Annotated in this window: 14 protein-coding genes; 2 read left to right on the top strand and 12 right to left on the bottom strand. The window is 42.8% G+C overall.

The window, feature by feature from the left end; genetic code table 11:
* Nucleotides 1-103: 103 nt before the first annotated feature.
* From KTR07_RS09185 to KTR07_RS09175, 3 genes are all read right to left on the bottom strand, one after another.
* Nucleotides 104-3,391 (bottom strand): S41 family peptidase, encoded by a 3,288-nt coding sequence (locus KTR07_RS09185; protein ID WP_062694847.1) that lies wholly within the window; start codon nucleotides 3,389-3,391, stop codon nucleotides 104-106.
* A gap of 67 nt (nucleotides 3,392-3,458) precedes the next feature.
* Nucleotides 3,459-4,385 carry a homocysteine S-methyltransferase family protein gene (locus KTR07_RS09180; protein WP_113748365.1) on the bottom strand — a complete coding sequence of 309 codons (927 nt, stop codon included), beginning with the start codon at nucleotides 4,383-4,385 and terminating at the stop codon, nucleotides 3,459-3,461.
* Between the two features lie 42 nt (nucleotides 4,386-4,427).
* Nucleotides 4,428-5,249, bottom strand: a complete 822-nt coding sequence (locus tag KTR07_RS09175; protein WP_008764880.1) for an MBL fold metallo-hydrolase — start codon at nucleotides 5,247-5,249, stop codon at nucleotides 4,428-4,430.
* Nucleotides 5,250-5,462: 213 nt separating this feature from the next.
* Here KTR07_RS09175 and KTR07_RS09170 point away from each other — a divergent pair, with 213 nt between their 5' ends.
* Nucleotides 5,463-6,008 carry a methylated-DNA--[protein]-cysteine S-methyltransferase gene (locus KTR07_RS09170; protein ID WP_008764879.1) on the top strand — a complete coding sequence of 182 codons (546 nt, stop codon included), beginning with the start codon at nucleotides 5,463-5,465 and terminating at the stop codon, nucleotides 6,006-6,008.
* A gap of 195 nt (nucleotides 6,009-6,203) precedes the next feature.
* On the opposite strand, the gene KTR07_RS09165 is transcribed toward KTR07_RS09170, so the two are convergent.
* Nucleotides 6,204-6,743, bottom strand: coding sequence for a flavodoxin family protein (locus KTR07_RS09165; protein WP_008762364.1), 540 nt, complete (start codon nucleotides 6,741-6,743; stop codon nucleotides 6,204-6,206).
* A 266-nt stretch (nucleotides 6,744-7,009) separates the two neighbouring features.
* Between KTR07_RS09165 and KTR07_RS09160 the strand changes: the two genes are divergently transcribed.
* Nucleotides 7,010-7,699, top strand: a complete 690-nt coding sequence (locus tag KTR07_RS09160) for a Crp/Fnr family transcriptional regulator (protein WP_008762363.1) — start codon at nucleotides 7,010-7,012, stop codon at nucleotides 7,697-7,699.
* An 89-nt stretch (nucleotides 7,700-7,788) separates the two neighbouring features.
* Here the strand turns inward: KTR07_RS09160 and KTR07_RS09155 are convergent, their stop codons facing one another.
* From KTR07_RS09155 to KTR07_RS09120, 8 genes are all read right to left on the bottom strand, one after another.
* Nucleotides 7,789-9,075 carry an alginate export family protein gene (locus KTR07_RS09155; protein WP_022471012.1) on the bottom strand — a complete coding sequence of 429 codons (1,287 nt, stop codon included), beginning with the start codon at nucleotides 9,073-9,075 and terminating at the stop codon, nucleotides 7,789-7,791.
* A gap of 7 nt (nucleotides 9,076-9,082) precedes the next feature.
* Nucleotides 9,083-9,874 carry a cytochrome c biogenesis protein gene (locus KTR07_RS09150; RefSeq protein ID WP_008764877.1) on the bottom strand — a complete coding sequence of 264 codons (792 nt, stop codon included), beginning with the start codon at nucleotides 9,872-9,874 and terminating at the stop codon, nucleotides 9,083-9,085.
* The gene (locus tag KTR07_RS09145; RefSeq protein WP_008764876.1) at nucleotides 9,871-11,106 is read right to left on the bottom strand and encodes a cytochrome c biogenesis protein ResB; all 1,236 of its coding nucleotides are present in this window, start codon (nucleotides 11,104-11,106) and stop codon (nucleotides 9,871-9,873) included. Before KTR07_RS09145 ends, KTR07_RS09150 begins: the two co-directional genes overlap by 4 nt.
* Nucleotides 11,107-11,117: 11 nt before the next feature.
* Nucleotides 11,118-12,599: an ammonia-forming cytochrome c nitrite reductase gene (nrfA, locus tag KTR07_RS09140; protein WP_008764875.1), complete on the bottom strand. Its 1,482-nt coding sequence runs from the start codon at nucleotides 12,597-12,599 to the stop codon at nucleotides 11,118-11,120.
* Nucleotides 12,600-12,642: 43 nt separating this feature from the next.
* Complete coding sequence (nrfH, locus tag KTR07_RS09135) at nucleotides 12,643-13,239, bottom strand: cytochrome c nitrite reductase small subunit (protein WP_008764874.1); 597 nt, start codon at nucleotides 13,237-13,239, stop codon at nucleotides 12,643-12,645.
* Nucleotides 13,240-13,396: 157 nt separating this feature from the next.
* Nucleotides 13,397-13,891, bottom strand: a complete 495-nt coding sequence (locus tag KTR07_RS09130; RefSeq protein WP_008764873.1) for a DUF4625 domain-containing protein — start codon at nucleotides 13,889-13,891, stop codon at nucleotides 13,397-13,399.
* Complete coding sequence (locus tag KTR07_RS09125; RefSeq protein WP_117981467.1) at nucleotides 13,891-16,047, bottom strand: TonB-dependent receptor; 2,157 nt, start codon at nucleotides 16,045-16,047, stop codon at nucleotides 13,891-13,893. The genes KTR07_RS09130 and KTR07_RS09125 overlap by 1 nt, the downstream gene beginning before the upstream one ends.
* An 86-nt stretch (nucleotides 16,048-16,133) precedes the next feature.
* Entirely contained in the window at nucleotides 16,134-16,448 is a 315-nt protein-coding gene (locus KTR07_RS09120) for a hypothetical protein (protein WP_008762355.1), read from the bottom strand.
* Between the last annotated feature and the right edge of the window lie 356 nt (nucleotides 16,449-16,804).

Raw genomic sequence — 16,804 nt, 5'->3', positions numbered from 1 at the left:
CCCTTAGTTTGACACTATTGTCAAACACAAAAGTAAGAATAAGTTGGACACATCATTTCAATAAGCTCTTTTTTTCGGTTCTTTTAACACAAACAAACGATGTCTATTTCTTCCGGCTATCTATTTCTTTAAGCAATTCATCTACAGCCATTTTGAGTTGCGTGTCCTCTCCTTTCACTACCGTCTCCGGGCTGTTGGCAACTTTGATATCAGGTTCCAGCTGAGTATTTTCCAGATAACTGCCATCCGGTAGGCGATAGCCGATGATAGGAATCCCAAATACTAATGAAGGGTCCTGCAAAGTTTCCCAAGATACACTTGTCATAGTTCCCGGGACAGGCATACCTACCAGTTTTCCAATGTTCTGATGCTTGTACACCCACGGAGTGCCATGCGCATTCGAATAATTGGCTTCACACTGCAACATAATAGAAGGCTTGTTCCAGCGACGACTTGGCATATCACAGGCTTCACGTCCGCGTACCACCTGAGTGAAATATTTCTGACCACTGAAAAGAATTTCAATATCTTCATGCAGACGACCGCCTCCGTTAAAACGGGTATCGATCACAATTCCGTCACAGTTATTGTATTTTCCCAGAATATCCGAGTAAACAGTACGGAAACTGCCATCTCCCATAGATTGAATATGAACGTATCCCAAACGACCGCCGGACCATTTCTCCACATCCTCAGCACGTTGTTTCACCCAACGTTTATATAATAAGCCATTAAGCTGTCCGCTTGTGACAGGTTTTACCACTTCTTCCCAACGTTCCTTATTCTGTGGGTTGTACAGCGAAACCAGTGTTTTTTTCCCTGCCTTATTATTCAAAAGATCAGTGATGTCCTTATCCGGAGTTATTTCTTCCCCGTTGATTTTTTCTATAATGCACCCTGCCTTTACTTTGGTACGGGAATGATCGAACGGGCCTTTCTCTACGATTTCAGCAATCTGCATACCTTTTCCCAGATAATTCCAGTCAAACAATAAGCCCAGATTAGAGGTTACATCCCCATTGCCCCTCGGAGAATAGCGCCCTCCGGTATGCGAAACATTCAGTTCACCTAACCATTCGCTCAGTAATTCTGCAAAATCATAGTTATTATCAATATGCGGCAGAAATTTACGATAGGCAGCTGTCATGGCATCCCAGTCCACTCCGTGCATATTAAGATTGTAGAAACGTTTTTGATGTTGTTTATATACATGATCGAACATTGCCTCACGTTCGGCTGCCAAATCCATTTTCATTTCAGCCTGATAACTGATAGATTTCAGAGCATCTGACTTTGCGTCCATTTTCTGCATATTTCTGCTTCCCAGCAAGAAGATATCTCCTTTTTTATCCAGCATCAGTGATGACCAGCCGGAATTAAGTTTATGGAGACGCTTCGTATCTTTTTCACGAAGATTTATTTTCCAAAGGTCATACCCCTCTTCGAAAGCTGAGAAGTAATACAGATTTTCTCCATCTTTTGAAAGAATGGCACTACCTAAATCAGAAGAGTTAGGAGTCAGGCGTACAATACGGTCCTCAATACCGCTGAGTTCCACAACAATATCTTTCTTGTCTGCCTTGTCTTCTTCGGTATCCTCCTTATCTCCTTCTTTGTCTGCCTTTTCCTTTTTAGACTTACTTCCGTCCTTTTTCTTATCACCGTCTTTCTCCTTTGCTTTCTTCTGCTCCTTTTCAAATTCTTTGAGCAGTTCGAAATCCTCTTTACTCAAACGATAACGGTCGTAAGCATCCTGATTCAAGAATACCAGCATCACATCCTGTTGTGATCCCCAGGAAGCATGCGCACGCATACCATAACGTTCGGTCTGAAACAGAATGGCATTCCCATCCAGCACCCAACGTGGAGAGCCGCTAATATAACCGCTGTTAGTCAGATTAGTGATAGTACCTCCCTGCGCGCTGACAATGCCGATATCCGAATAGGGATCATGACGATTGCCGATAAACTCAAGCGTAAACCACTTGCCATCGGGCGACCATTCGTAGTCGAATCCGCCTCCTGTATTGTACCATGTAGAACCGTCTGTCACCTGACGTACTTTTTTGGTTTTCAGATTGAGTACCATCAACCGGTTACGGTCTTCGATAAAAGCCAGTTCCTTACCATCCGGAGAGTATTGCGGGTAAGCACGTTCTATGGTTTTGGAGGGAAGCAATACTTCTTCTTCAATGAGAGTGGCGTTAGGGAAATTCGCCTCTTCTTTACGAGCTATCTTAGCAGTATAAAGTTGCCAGTTGCCGGTCCGCTCGCTGGCGTAAACCAGTGTACGGTTGTCGGGAGCAAAAGATACACCGGCTTCCTTTGCCGGAGTATTTGTTATTTGCTTGGTCGTAGCATAATCGGTTGAAGTCACAAAAACATCACCTCGCACAATAAAAGCCACCTGCTTACCATCCGGAGACACAGAAGCGGAAGTCGCACCCTGAGAAAATCTGAGAGTGGCAATCTCTTTTTCATCATCACGCACAAGATCAACATTTACTTTCTTTGGGCGGGCATTGGGCTCTTGTGTATAAAGTTCTCCGTCATACGTATAGCACAAAGTTCCTTTATCGCTGATTGACAAGAAACGCACCGGATGCGTGCGGAAAGTGGTGATGGCTTTCACTTCCTGCGGAGTGTTCAGGGCAAAGTTATATACATTAAATGAACCGCCATTGCGCTCACTTAGAAAATAAACCGAATTACCATCCGGTGCATATACCGGATTACGGTCTTCTCCTTCCCGATTGGTCAGATTGGTATGTTTTCCGGTCGAAGCATCGTATAGCCAAACGTCTCTTGTTATAGATGAGGTATGGTGTTTTCTCCATTCATCTTCAAAACCTTTACGGTCCTGATAAAGGAAGTTTTTTCCCGATTTATCAAAGCATACCCATTCGGCAGGAGTAGCCAACACTTGTTCGGTACGTCCTCCGGTAACCGGAACTTTATATAATTCCGTCATGGCTCCGGTAGGAAAAAGGGCACTTTGCGCAGGGTCCTGAATGGAGGCGGAGAAAAGTACAAATTTACCATCCGGAGTGAAAGCCGAAGGAATCTCCGAGGCAGAATGATAAGTCAACCGACGTGCAGTTCCTCCATCGGCAGGCATGATAAAGAGATCGAAGTTCCCATTCCGGTCGCTGGCAAACGCGATTTGTTTACCATCTGGCGACCAGACGGGATTAGCCTCATAAGAAGCTTGTGTTGTTAATTGGGTAGCGGTTCCCCCTTGAACGGGGACTTTGTAAATGTCGCCTTTATAACAAAAGACGATTTCCTTTCCGTCCGGTGAGATACGTGCATCACGCATCCACAAAGGAGTAATAGCATAGCTGGATAATGCAGTCAGTACCAGCGCTAAAGAGATGATTATTTTCTTCATATTATTGTATGTTTATATATTTATTCTATATTCCTTGTTTCATGAGAAGACCGTATTTCTAGTTAGTTTAAGTCACTTCCGATATTTTAGCGATTTTTTCCATGTGACTGCTGTCTGTTCCACAACACCCACCAAATATTTTAAGATGACAATCAGATTTCAACTTTAAAATAGCTTCACTCAGATCGGTTGCCGAAGAAGTATGTAAATGATTTGCTCCATCCAATTCTTTATATGACAATTGGGAAGTATTTGCTTGTATACCCCAAAAGCGAGATTTTACCGTTTGTGTTTGATTGAACTTATGAGAAAGTGCTTCGTAAACAATATCAGGATGAACACAATTTGTCATATAGCACACAGGTTTGTTAGACACATGATTATCAATGCAATGTATGGCATCATCAATGGTATGCCCATCTATCAGTTTTCCGTCTCTTTGAATCGTAAAGCTGATAATATAAGGAATATCCGTATCAGACATAGCGACTGCCATCCCGATAGCTTCCGTCAATACAGGCATAATACCTGCATATAAAAAATCAACTTTGGCAGATTTAAACAAACCGGCCTGCCAACTATGGAAGTCTATTGCCTCTTCCAGATTTAGAGCCTCTTCGCCAGTGTATGCATCTCCCTTACATCCCATCAAACCACCGATATACATATCTACATTTGCTGCTTCTTTTATGGAACGAAGAAAATCCACATTATCTGCAATAATGGATTCATTGTATCCAGCCATATAAATCCGTTCTTTATTGGCCCTTCTTGTTGGAGTTGTTGCAAGAAATGGTAGTTGATACCTATATGCAATATCAATATATTCATTCCATAGCGTTTCTAATGCCAGTCTACCTTTCTGCTGATAGACTAAGTCAGCCATTGCAACAGTACCACTGATATCCAAATCAAACTCCCTTTTTAGTCGCTCGCCTAAAGCACCTTCCATTAATATAAAGGGATAAGAATCTATGCAGTCTTTAAAATTCATCCAGTTTGTTTTTATATATTCTTGTTTAGTCGTCTCAGATAATTATAACAGAGAATCCGTCTGAATCAATTTCCCTGTATGGTTATAAAATATTCTGTCTCCAAAATCCTTATAGAAGAAAGCATATTTATCTACTCCCGTACAATGGCAGACACCTATCTTTTGAGGTAAATATTCGTGCAAATAATCAGCAATAACCTGATATTTGGATTCTTCTGCATTATGAACATGAAATCCACCTAAAAGCAAATTACAGGGGAGTTCCGGAAATGCCGTTCTTACAGTCCGCAATATATTTGTAATACCCCGGTGGGAACAGGCACTTAAAATGGAAAGTCCTTCAGGCTCAACCAGTACCATAGCTAACTCGTCCGGAAAGGTATCGGGGACTCTAGAACCATCTTCCTTTTGAATCCAAAATCGTTCAAAATGTGTATCCTTCCGGTCTATAATATCCACAGAGGGAAAAAGAAATACTCCGGGAACCAGTTCAGTCAACTCATCAATAAAACGAAAACGAGAAAGATCAAGCGAGCGTGTATATTTCATTCCATTCTCACGTTCATCCTTGAATTTAGGAAAAAACACTTCGCGTTTGCAAACAACCGTTGCTTCGGCATTTAGTTCAAGAAAATGGCGTAGTCCACCCGTATGGTCACTGTGACCATGAGATAATACTAAATAATCTACTTTTTGCAAGTCAATATTCAATAACCGGGCGTTACGGATAAATAAATCAGAAGCTCCCGTATCAAAAAGTAATCTGTTTTCCGGTGTCTCAATATAGAGGGAAAGACCATGTTCTGCCTGCAATTTACGTCCATAGACACAATTTTCGACAAGAGTCGTTATTTTATAGTTCATGTGGTTTGGTTCTTAATCAAATACTACGAAATAAAAAGTTCTGCTACAAAATTATAATAATTCTACGGCAGAACAAGTAATCAATCAATTTAAATCGACTGTAAGGGTAAAAGATTTTGTTTCAGGCTTCTATTGCCGAATTATTCATTTTGTAGTTTGAATACAAATAATTACTTTTACATCCATATCAAACCCTTTAAATAAAGAATCAAAATGGAGAAAGAAGCAAAAGGTAAAGTAAATACAGTTCAGATACAGTACTATCAATCTCCATGCGGGAAATTGATACTCGGTTCTTTCGAGAACAAGCTCTGTATGTGTGACTGGGTGGTGAGTGAAGAACGCAGAGCAACAATCGATAAACGAATACAAAAAGCGCTAAATGCTCAGTACGCAATAGAAAACTCTGAAGTGATAACGCAAACGATCAGTCAGCTAGATGAGTATTTTTCCCGTCAAAGGACTACGTTTGATATTCCTCTGCTTCTTGTCGGGACAGAGTTTCAAAAGAGTGTATGGAATGAATTATTAAACATTCCCTACGGAACAACGATATCTTATGCTCAATTATCACAGAGACTGGATAATCCTAAAGCTATCCGCGCGGTAGCCTCTTCGAATGGAGCAAATTCTATTTCAATACTTATTCCTTGTCACAGGGTGATCGGCAGTGATCATAAACTGACCGGATATGCCGGTGGTCTTGTAGCTAAAAAGACTTTATTGGAACTGGAATCGAACGAAAGAAGATTATTGTAACAGAATCATTAAACTAAACTTCTCTCATTAAATCCAGACAAAAATATGGTGTCACTATCCCATTACTATAGTGTCACTATCATACTGCTTTAGTGTCACTATCCTACAGGTATAGCGTCACTATATACTCAGCATAGTGACACCATCCTGAAAGGTTGTTATATAAGACGGGAAATGTTTACCTAAAGCGAACGTTTACACCATTTTTCCCATCTCATAGGCTTCCTGCATGTAGGGAGTATCTTTTATTTCTCCTACCTTCCAGGCACCTATTCCATAAATCACTCCTTTTTCCTGCGGATTTTCCAGACAATCAAGGAAGCCACGGAAACCATCAATCGTACGTTCCATCATCCCCTTATCATTCTCCGCCGCTGCAATAATGAAATAAAATTCCTTATTCGTTATTTCCGTATAACGCGCACAACAACGGTCAATCATAATCTTCATCTGTCCACACATCGTATAGAAATAAACAGGTGTTGCCATTACGATGACATCAGCAGCAATCATTTTCTCTACAATTCCTGCGGCATCATCTTTCTGGGGGCAGGGTTTGCCATACATGCTGCAAACACTACATCCCGTACAAGGATGAATTGCTTTCTCTTTCAGAAAAATCTTTTCTACTTCATTGCCTGTTTCGAGGACACCTTTCATAAATTCGTCACAAAGCATATCAGAATTACCGCCCTTTCGGGGGCTGGACGAAATAATCAGAACTTTTTTAGCCATAACTTTATTACTTTTATTTTTTGAATTTCATTAATCAGCTTTTTCACTCTGCAAAAATAGACAATTTATCATATAGCAAATGTAGATAAATTACAGAGATGTGTACCCTAATTACTGATTCAAACATTTTCTGCCATTTTTACTTTTTATCAATATCCTTTTCATCTCATCCATAATCGGTCTTTCGGCGGCACAAACATAAAAAAAGATTTTCTCTGCCCATATATAATTCATATCTTTGCCCATGATACGAACAACATAATGCAATGAAAAAAATACAACTGACCAACGCACATAAAGAAAAATTATTTCAAATCCCTTTATTTCGGGATTTACCTCTGAACATTAAGGAATCTCTGTTGGACAAACTGGATTTCGTTATCTATGCAGCGGATAAAAAAGAAATAGTTGTTACGCAAGGTACACCTTGCAACAAACTATATGTGTTATTGGAAGGAAAACTACGCACGGATATCATTGACGGATTGGGGAACGAAGTGATGATTGAGTATATCATCGCACCACGTACCTTTGCCACCCCTCACCTTTTCAATTCAAACAATACGTTGCCAGCTACTTTTACTGCTTTGGAAGACAGCGTGGTACTCATGGCAACCAAAGATTCCACTTTTAAAGTCATCAGTCAGGACCCGCAGGTGTTGCACAATTTTCTTTGCATCGCCGGAAATTGCAATATATGTACCGTATCACGTTTGAAACCTCTGTCGCGCAAGACTGTACGCGAAAGGTTTATTGTTTACTTATTCGAACATAAGAAAAAAGATTCTCTGACTGTAGAGATCATGCATACCCAGTCACAGCTTGCCGAGTATCTGAATGTATCACGTCCTGCTTTATCCAAAGAAATCAATAAGATAATCAAGGAAGGACTGATCACAATGGAAGGAAAAAAGATCGAGATTCTGAATAAAATGGCGCTGGAGAAATACTTATAATAAAAAGAAAGTGGCACAGCCTAAATTTAATGCTGTGCCACTTTTTATATTCTATCAACGGTTTAATCTGAATCCTAGCTAGGTTTCAATTACCATTTTGTAAAAAACACTTTCGGGTTGATATTGACAGATACCCATCCCCAGTCTTGCCAACTCTTATGATTTCCACCTTTCACAGCATCCATCGTCTTCGTTCCAAGCATAAAAGAATAACCGGCAGAGAGTTTCACATCTTTCATTACAGACCAATTGATCTGATAGTCAACTTCCGAACCGAGTGACTTCTTCAAATCTTCTTTAAAATCTACTTCAGTAGCAGTAGCAAAATAATGATAATTGAGTTCCATATCTACCTTGGCAGATGCACGAAAACGAGCCCCAAGACGACCATCTATTAATCCGGGAGCAAATCCTTTGTTGAATGCAGAAGCGTAGAAATAATCCATGCTGCCATAGAATTTATGATGCGTCCCATAAAGAGGGTCAAAAGCCTTAAATTTACTACTACCTTCTTCATTTCCGCTCAAATAATCAAAACTTACAACCATTCCCCATGTCTTATTGAACGCATAAGCTGCCGTAGCACTTGCCATAAAAGCGGAAACGCTCTCGGCATCCTTGTTCTTACCTGTTTGGTAGTAGAAAGCGCCATCCAGGTTCCATCCGCTATTTTTATATGTAAGATAAGTTCCCATCGTTTGCAAGTAGCGGGTATGAGAATCTTGAGTGAGCTGATTCCCTGTCTCTAATCCTAAATTCATAAACAGTAAAGAAGCCCCGAACGGAATCTTATCTGCTTTATAGTGATACCACACAGTCTGCATATTCTTGTAAGGCTGACCAATAGAAGAATTGTAATAAGTACCACCTGCCGTTTTTTCATCATTCTGGTTGAAAGCCAGAATAGCATGTATTTCATTATTCTTATTGGCATATCCCAGTTTCAACGCATCATGATAACGGCCTGCCACATTCCAGTCCAGTCCGCCCAAAATACGTTCATCATCATAAATTAACGTCTGACGACCTAACTGTGCAAAGAAGCCTTTTCCAAAATCCAGCTTTGCCCATGCCTCATTCAAGATAAAGCGACCATTCTTGTCAATCTGCGGATCTTGTCCCCATACTCCGACATGCTGTGCCGACATCTTGATTTCAAGGTCCGAACGCTTGTAGTCCAGTGACAAACGGGCACGGTTATTAATAAATGATGCAGCCTTCTGCCCTTCATTGCGAGGGACTAAAGCACCGTTTCGATACTCCGCACGAGGTCTGATTTGCATAGACATCGAAAATTCATTTTCCTTCTCCGTAGTTTGTGTGTATGCCATGCTTGGCAATAGCATAAGAACGAATGACCAATAAAATGTTTTCATTGATATTTCAATTTAAGTTATAAGTATGTACACTAACTCCTTGTGCCGATGGAAGATAATTGATTCCATACCAACACATTTGTAATAAGACAAATGATACTAACAGAATGACTAATGCCGGACGACTCTTCAACGGTCTGCCCAGTCTGAAATGGATATATACCAGATAGGAGAACCAAGTAGCTGCCGCCCATGTCTCTTTCGGGTCCCAAGCCCAGTAGTGCCCCCATGCTTCCTTCGCCCAGATAGCTCCCGTCAGCATTCCCAATGTCATAAATGCCAAGCCTACATAAGTCAGGTTATCGCATAAGTCCATCTCTTTCCGTTCAATATCCTTCTTTTTGAACCAAAGCAGATAAACAGCCATGACCACCGCAGCTCCCAACATCGCATAAGCAAACATATAGACTATGACATGAGGGGCAAACCACGGACTTTGCAAAGCAGGCATCAGCGTTTTATTGTGAATCTCCGGTTTAAAGATATTGATACAGATAAATACCAGTGAGAGAATGCAACTGAAACTAAGAATCCATTTATATTTCCAACGCACGTACGTTATCAAACCAGCCAATGGAAGGAAGAAAGAATACCACAGACGTGTCTCTCCCATCGTCCGCATCGGAGGACGTTCCAGAGAAATCCACATACCGAGGATAAAACTGAAAAAGATGACCAGCCCCAACAAGGTAAATCCATAGGTCCATACCGGCTTCTTTCCTTTCCAGGCAGCAAACGCGCCCAAGCTCCAGCAAATCAATGCGGCTATCGCAAACCATATAAAATGTTCCCAACTCATTCCTTGTCCTCCTCTTTCCTCTTTTGTGCATTGACAAACAGACAAATTGCTCCGAGCATCATCATGATGATCCCTGCATATACTACAGGCAACCACGGGTCGCGAACCAGCTCAAAGACGCTGATATCGCTCCAGCGACCTTTCGACTCATCATAACTAAGCTGATAAATTTTCCATCCTGCTATCTCCATCGGACGATTTACTTCAATCGTACTTTCCGTTATCGTTCCTTCCTGTGTGTAGACTTTTACTTCCGATGCAAAACGTTGCGGTTCCCGTTCCGGCATCACCAGGCTCGTCAGAGAGTCGAGACGCAATGCCTTATAAGGAAAGAGAAAACTACCACAGCTCACCCACCCTTCTTTCGCCTGTTGGTTCTTTCGGTTGACGGCCTTCAGATACGCTGCATATGTCGCTCCCATCGAATGGAAATCTGTAAATTTCAATGTGTCTTCTGTAGCTACGGAGGCAGCCATCGGAATAGACTGCTCGACAAACAAGTCCCAATCCAGCAGACTGCCCTCGGAAACTCCGTCTTCAAGCAGTAAATGCACAGGAGACTTTTCGGGGAGTACTCCCCCCGTTTCATTGTCAATCAGCATCAGTTTCGGAGGATATTCATCAATCGTAAAATCCTTCAGTTCGATAGCCAACGGAAGTTCTATCAATTTTCCTTTATCATCGGTAGCCCTCCATTCCGCGTTTCCCATTCGGGTAGTCATCTTCAAGCGTTGCATATCGGCATTTCCCAAAGTAGCCGTAATCAATGCCACGAACAATCCTACGTGATTGAGAAGAAAGGATAGTCTGCCAATCCTGAATGGAAAGCTGGCACGGAGTATGGTCAATCCCAATGCAGTGACCATCCAAAAGTAAAGCAGGACGAAAGTCCAGGACGAAATCATCTGTGAAAATCCCAGTATATCATTGGAAGCGTGACCGGAAGGAGCCTGCCGGATAAGTCCCATGATCACCGTCATGCCGACTACCCATACCAAGGAAGAAACGGCAGCGGAATAATGGCTCAACCATCCAAACAGATACACACGTTTACGAAGAAGGTGCATGGCTACCAGCGCAATGATATAAACCACTAACACAATCACATTGACCGGACAGGCAAACAGGCTCCAGTTGATGGCTCCCACTGCCATTTGCAGCAAAATACCTATCACCAGTAATCCCGCACCAATCACCAGCCCTTCTTTATAACTCCACGGTTTGCTCCACATATATCCCTATTTTACTTTTGTGCCAGACGTCCGTTTGCCTTTGCCTTCTCCAGCCATGCCGGAACGGTCGTTTTCAGGAATTTCTCCTTAGCAGCTCTTTCAGCATCCATATCAAGACCGATATATTTCTGCGCTTTGGCCTTCGTTGAAATGTCCGGCATCGGAACGTCTTCCGTATACCCATGCTTCGCTAAAACTTTGGATACAGCCAGACGAGCCTGCAAAGCACGGTCCAAACCATGAGAAAGAATTCTCTGAATCTCCTGCGGTGCATGGAAAGAACCTCCATGTGATGCCACACCGAAGTCCCAACGCCATTGTGCCTGACGAATCAATGCAAGCACATCTTTCATCTGATCTTCTGTAGCACCCTTATCCCAGGCAAATTTTGCTTCGATATGCGCCTTTGCCAGTTCCTGTTCCAGACGGTTACGGATTTCATTTGCCTTGCGCTGACGCTCGTACACATTTTTACGTAATGTTTCTTCACTCTCACGATGACAAGTCTGACAGGTGCGGTCAATCATTGCCAATGGGCTCTGAATGTGATGATCACTGAATTTCACGCCCCCTTCGCTCTTATAAGGCATATGACAATCGGCACAAGAAACGCCCCTTTGTCCGTGAATACCCATCTGAGCAATTTCATAGTCGGGATGCTGGGCTTTCAAGATCGGAGTACGGCTTAACTTATGAATGTAATCATAGAAACCTGCCTCATCATAATATGCTTCCATGTCTTCTACAGTGAAACCTTTATCCCACGGGAAAGTCAGATATTTACCGTCACCCTTGAAGTAATATTCTACGTGGCACTGCGCACAGACCAATGAACGCATTTCCTGTGGAGTAGCTTTTGTGATATCTTTTCCCTGACGCTGGAAAGCTTCAATCAATGCCGGACGGCTGATATGAAGATTCATTGTTTCCGGATCGTGACAGTCGGAACAGCCGATCGGATTCACGATTTCATCACCAAAGGCAGCCCATTTGTTATTATAGAAAGAATCGACTCCCAATGCTTCCATCATGCGGGGAACATCCGGACTCTTACAAGTCCAGCAAGTAGAAGGCTGAGGACCATCGTGCGGACCTGCAGGAGAACCGGTACGAAGTGACGCCGTGATATCCTCGATAGCATGCATATGTCCGCGCGGAGTGGAATAGTCTTTTGAGAATGCATATCCTGCCCACAGAATAACCATTTCCGGACGTTTTTCCAAAGCATCAACAGCGACATTGCCATTAAACTCGCTTTCAAAATCAGTCTTTGCCGTTTCCGTCCAAGTCTGATATTCGCGGGGAAAATTATCTTTAAACAGTTCGTTGCGTGCTTCAATACCTTTAATGACAGTTTTGCGGTTACTAAAGATACTGGCGACTTCCGCCCTCCTCTCCATCAACGCAGAAACACATAATCCTAAAACAAAAACAACGACCATTGAACCTCCGAACAACAGCCATCCTTGCCATGATTTTAATTTCTTTTCCATTGTATATCGGTTTTATTATTTTATTACGTAGTTATGCATATGCTTATTCCTTATTATTAACCATCTTCCGAAGCCATTCCGGTACGGGTGATTCGGGAAGAGGGACGATAGCTGCCGGAGTAGCGGACAGCGAATTCTTACCACCGTGAGGTACATCCCGATGACAGTCCCAGCAAGCCTTTCCTTCTCCCACCATAGACATCATATAATCTATCTTTCCTGTTTTTACAAACTCCGTATTCAGTTGCGTATGGCAACGGATACAGTTATTCATAATCACCTGCGAACTGGCCTCGTGGGCCTGTATCACCTGTGGCTCGCTTTTGGCGAGAAATGCAGCTACGTGCTTCATACCATCCATTCCTTTGAATGTCCATTTCTTTACAATGTTCTCGTGAGGAACATGGCAATCGTTACAGGTAGCATCCCGTGCATGTGAACTGTGAAACCATGTAGCATAATAAGGAGACATGATGTGACAATTCACACACGCTGCCGGATCATCGCCCAGATACGTATGTGCCCGAAGCATATACATAAATAAAGCTCCTCCGCCTACAATAATACCGCCAATGATAACGGCTACTATCCTTGATCTGTACGAAGGAAAAATTCGGTTTATAAATGGTAACTTCATCATAGTGAAAAAGTATTTTTCACAAAAGTAAAGCTTTGAAAACACAAAAGGTGTAATAACTATTACACCTTTTAAAGAAAATTATACGAACACTGATTAATAAGAGAAAAAAGATACTCCATCCCGCCCCCCGTTTTGCATGGCAGGCAGGCTCTTTCAGTTATTCATCGTGATGATGATCGTCCTCTTCGGCGGTAGTGCTCAGTACAATATTGCGCGCAATGTAGGTTTCGTTTCCTGCGGCATCCGTGCAATAAACCATCAGATGATAATCGCCCGGAGTAGCATTGGCCGGAATTATAATATCGTGATGATGGATGTGCGCCGTTTTCTTTCCGGAGATATCATAAGACCTGTTGAAACTGAAATCGACAGTGGCTTCGTCCGTAGCGGCAGCCCTGCTCTTTCCATGCGAATGGTGGTCGAAATTACTATGTATTTCAATCATATAAGACTTTAACATGACGTCGTCGGACAGATCCATTTCAAAATGTACTCCGTGCTCGTCGCCAATTTTCAGTTCTTGCCCTTCTTCCGGTTCGCTCAGTTCAATCACCGGTTTGGTGGTATCGCTATCCGAATCGTCACAAGAAATAAATGCAAATACAGACATCGCCAGAAGGCTAATTATCGGGAGGTAAAGTTTTGTTTTCATTACAGTAATTTTTTAAATGGGATTTTGATTAATAATTGGAAGTTTCGTCCCGGTTCCGGAATTTCTACTTTCCTGTAAAAACTAAGATGATTGTAATATCTGGTATTGAAGATATTACGGGCGGTCAGGGTGATTTCTATCTCGTTAGTCCTGCCAACCGGAATATTCAGCGAGCCACCCAAATGAAACAGGTTGACCCCCGGTGTACGGTCCTCATTACGGTCTACACGGTTCTGACGGGCAATCAGTTGCCACTCCGCATAAAGCATACAGTGTTTTCTTTGCCATGTCAACGTATTCCGCATACCGAACGGCGGAGAAAAACTTAACGGAATATGCTCGTCACAGTTGTAGGTGTAGACGTATTCTCCGGAGATACGGTAATTGAAATGACGCAGAAAGTTAATGTCTATCGTAGCTTCCGTTCCGGCAAACAGTGCTTCGGCTCCCGTGTAGCGGTAAATCTGTCCGGCATGCGGCAGAACCGACCATTCGCCCGTGGGACGCAGAAAGATGTAGTTACTGAACCAACTGACAAAAGGAGACACGGAAACGGAAAGTCCGTGATATCGCAGGTTGTAGGAAGCATCCATCTGCCATCCTTGCTCGGATTTCAGAGAAGCATCTCCCTGCTCGTGACGGAAAGTGCCGTGATGTACGCCGTTAGCAGCCAGTTCATTGGCTCCGGGGAGGCGGAAGCTACGTCCGATGTTCACTTTCACCATGTGCTGAACGGAGGGTGTCCATACCAGTCCCAAAGAAAAGGAATAGTCACCGAAATGCTTTCGGACGGCATGACTGTTCCATTTATAGGACTCTACTTGTTCATCATCATATCCTTGCCTCCGAAGGTAATCCGCCAGATAAACGTCCTCATGCGGAGAGATGCCAATATAACCATAATCATATCGCACGCCTCCACTGACAGAGAGAATGTTATTAGGCTTATACGTCGTAAGCCAAAGCAATCCGGTAGTAGAACGATGGTACTCCGGCAACAAGAATGAATAGCCGGAAATGTTGTTCTGCTGATGTTGCCCATCCCACCCTAACGTATGCTCCCATGAAGAAGAGCCAATAAAGCGGGCTTTTACCGAAGCACTGTATGTGTTCAGATCGAAAGCCAGTTCTTTGTCCGGGTCCTTCTCCGGCGCAGGCTGGAAGCCGTAATGAGTATGAAAAGCACTCCATTCCTCCCGATGGTTATTCTGAAATCCCAAATCACCGGACAGGATCAGTCTCTCCCAAGCATATTGCTGATGTGTGGTTACTTTCAGATGATTTACCTTGCTGTAAGGCAACTCGATATTCCGGCTGTCTCCGTCATCTTCTACGCGCGATGCGTCGGGGACACCGTGTGCGCCCGGAAAGAAGCCCGTCTTCTGATAGACATTACTGATGGAATAGTCTGCTTTATAGCCTTTTCGCTGATATTGGGTGAAAAGGCCGATATTGCGTTCCACTCCTGCCGTATTTTTCAGTTTACGCCCATAGACAGGCATTTTCTGAGTCAGGTAGACAATGGTATCCGTAGGGATGCGGTAATCACCGAAGTGCTGTTCGGAATAACGGATTTGCGCATACCAGGCATTCTTTTTAAGTCCCAGCATCAGCGAACCTGCCAGTGTTCCGTTGACGGATTTACCCAATAGGGTGACATCGCCGAAGAGCATATTCGCAGAAGGTATGGGAGGAGAGGCTATATCAATCACTCCACCCATGGCATCACTGCCGTAAAGCAGTGAGGAAGGACCTTTCAATACATTGACTGCCTCGATATTAAAGGCATCCAGTTCCAGTCCGTGGTCGGCTCCCCATTGCTGGCCTTCCTGTTTGATTCCGTTTTCCAGTACGGCTATCCGGTTGAATCCCATCCCCCGAATCATCGGTTTGGAGAAGCCGGAGCCTATATCCATAGCTTGTACTCCGGGAATGTTCTCCATTGCCTGCATGAAGTTTCCCGTAAAATGTTTGCGCAGAAAATCCTGTTCTATCACTTCAACCGTAAGTGCAGACTTCTTGGCTTGACGCTGTTGGTATGACTCGGTCACAACAACATCAGGTAAAAGCATACTCTTGATTGAATCGGACTTCTGTGCGTGGACGGATAAGGTTACAAACAACCCTATTACGCCCGAAATAATTCCGATACGCATCAATTACAATCTTTTATATAATGTGTAAAATGAATGTGAGGACAAGTTACAATGAACCTGTCTTCCTAGAAAATATGAATATGTAATTATGCGGCAGGAGGCGCGCGTAGGTGATGCGAATAAGTTCGTTTGCAGACAACCTTATCCTGATAAGTAATCGGCTCGTAAGGAACGAGCGTCAATATACAGTGAAATTCTACCGACTGAGGTTCTGTAAAGAGAGAAAGGGAGTATTTACATATCGCACAATCCTCGGCATGACTCCGGGAATGTTCGGCATGAGAGCATGACGTTTCATCTTCACTTCCATGATAGTGAAAGGTTTTCACTACAAAGAAGGGAATGAATGTCATGAATAACATCCATGCTATGTATGCTCTTATTTTTCTCTTGTGATACATTCTCCCCTATCGTTTAACAGAATAGTGAGGCAAAGATACTCGTATGAAACAGACGGCGCAAATTATCTGACTTAATATGTGTTATTAAAAGAATGGCAAATGCCAAATTTCGATAGCGAGGAACGACGGACGTTTGCCATTTAACTCTCAGGATATATCAACTTTCCCGAAAGCGTGGGGTTTGTTCTCTCAAACAGAGCACAGAGGGAAATTATGATTTCAAGATAAACAGAGTTTCGCATGTTAAATGGTTCAGAAAGAAAATGAACGAATTTAGAGAAGCTATCAGAATACCGAAGTCAAGGATGAACAGAGGTGTAAAACTATAGCTCAAAGAAAAAGCCGTAATTAATCTA

Source organism: Bacteroides sp. MSK.20.82, assembly GCF_019052485.1.
Lineage (GTDB): Bacteria > Bacteroidota > Bacteroidia > Bacteroidales > Bacteroidaceae > Bacteroides > Bacteroides thetaiotaomicron.
This window is presented reverse-complemented; position numbering and strand designations above follow the sequence as displayed.

Coding starts and splice junctions, on each gene's coding strand:
- KTR07_RS09185 (WP_062694847.1), bottom strand. CDS start 3,391: ATGAAGAAAATAATCATCTCTTTAGCGCTGGTACTGACTGCATTATCC.
- KTR07_RS09170 (WP_008764879.1), top strand. CDS start 5,463: ATGGAGAAAGAAGCAAAAGGTAAAGTAAATACAGTTCAGATACAGTAC.
- nrfH (WP_008764874.1), bottom strand. CDS start 13,239: ATGATGAAGTTACCATTTATAAACCGAATTTTTCCTTCGTACAGATCA.
- KTR07_RS09165 (WP_008762364.1), bottom strand. CDS start 6,743: ATGGCTAAAAAAGTTCTGATTATTTCGTCCAGCCCCCGAAAGGGCGGT.
- KTR07_RS09160 (WP_008762363.1), top strand. CDS start 7,010: ATGAAAAAAATACAACTGACCAACGCACATAAAGAAAAATTATTTCAA.
- KTR07_RS09125 (WP_117981467.1), bottom strand. CDS start 16,047: ATGCGTATCGGAATTATTTCGGGCGTAATAGGGTTGTTTGTAACCTTA.
- KTR07_RS09120 (WP_008762355.1), bottom strand. CDS start 16,448: ATGTATCACAAGAGAAAAATAAGAGCATACATAGCATGGATGTTATTC.
- KTR07_RS09175 (WP_008764880.1), bottom strand. CDS start 5,249: ATGAACTATAAAATAACGACTCTTGTCGAAAATTGTGTCTATGGACGT.
- KTR07_RS09155 (WP_022471012.1), bottom strand. CDS start 9,075: ATGAAAACATTTTATTGGTCATTCGTTCTTATGCTATTGCCAAGCATG.
- KTR07_RS09145 (WP_008764876.1), bottom strand. CDS start 11,106: ATGTGGAGCAAACCGTGGAGTTATAAAGAAGGGCTGGTGATTGGTGCG.
- KTR07_RS09180 (WP_113748365.1), bottom strand. CDS start 4,385: ATGAATTTTAAAGACTGCATAGATTCTTATCCCTTTATATTAATGGAA.
- nrfA (WP_008764875.1), bottom strand. CDS start 12,599: ATGGAAAAGAAATTAAAATCATGGCAAGGATGGCTGTTGTTCGGAGGT.
- KTR07_RS09130 (WP_008764873.1), bottom strand. CDS start 13,891: ATGAAAACAAAACTTTACCTCCCGATAATTAGCCTTCTGGCGATGTCT.
- KTR07_RS09150 (WP_008764877.1), bottom strand. CDS start 9,874: ATGAGTTGGGAACATTTTATATGGTTTGCGATAGCCGCATTGATTTGC.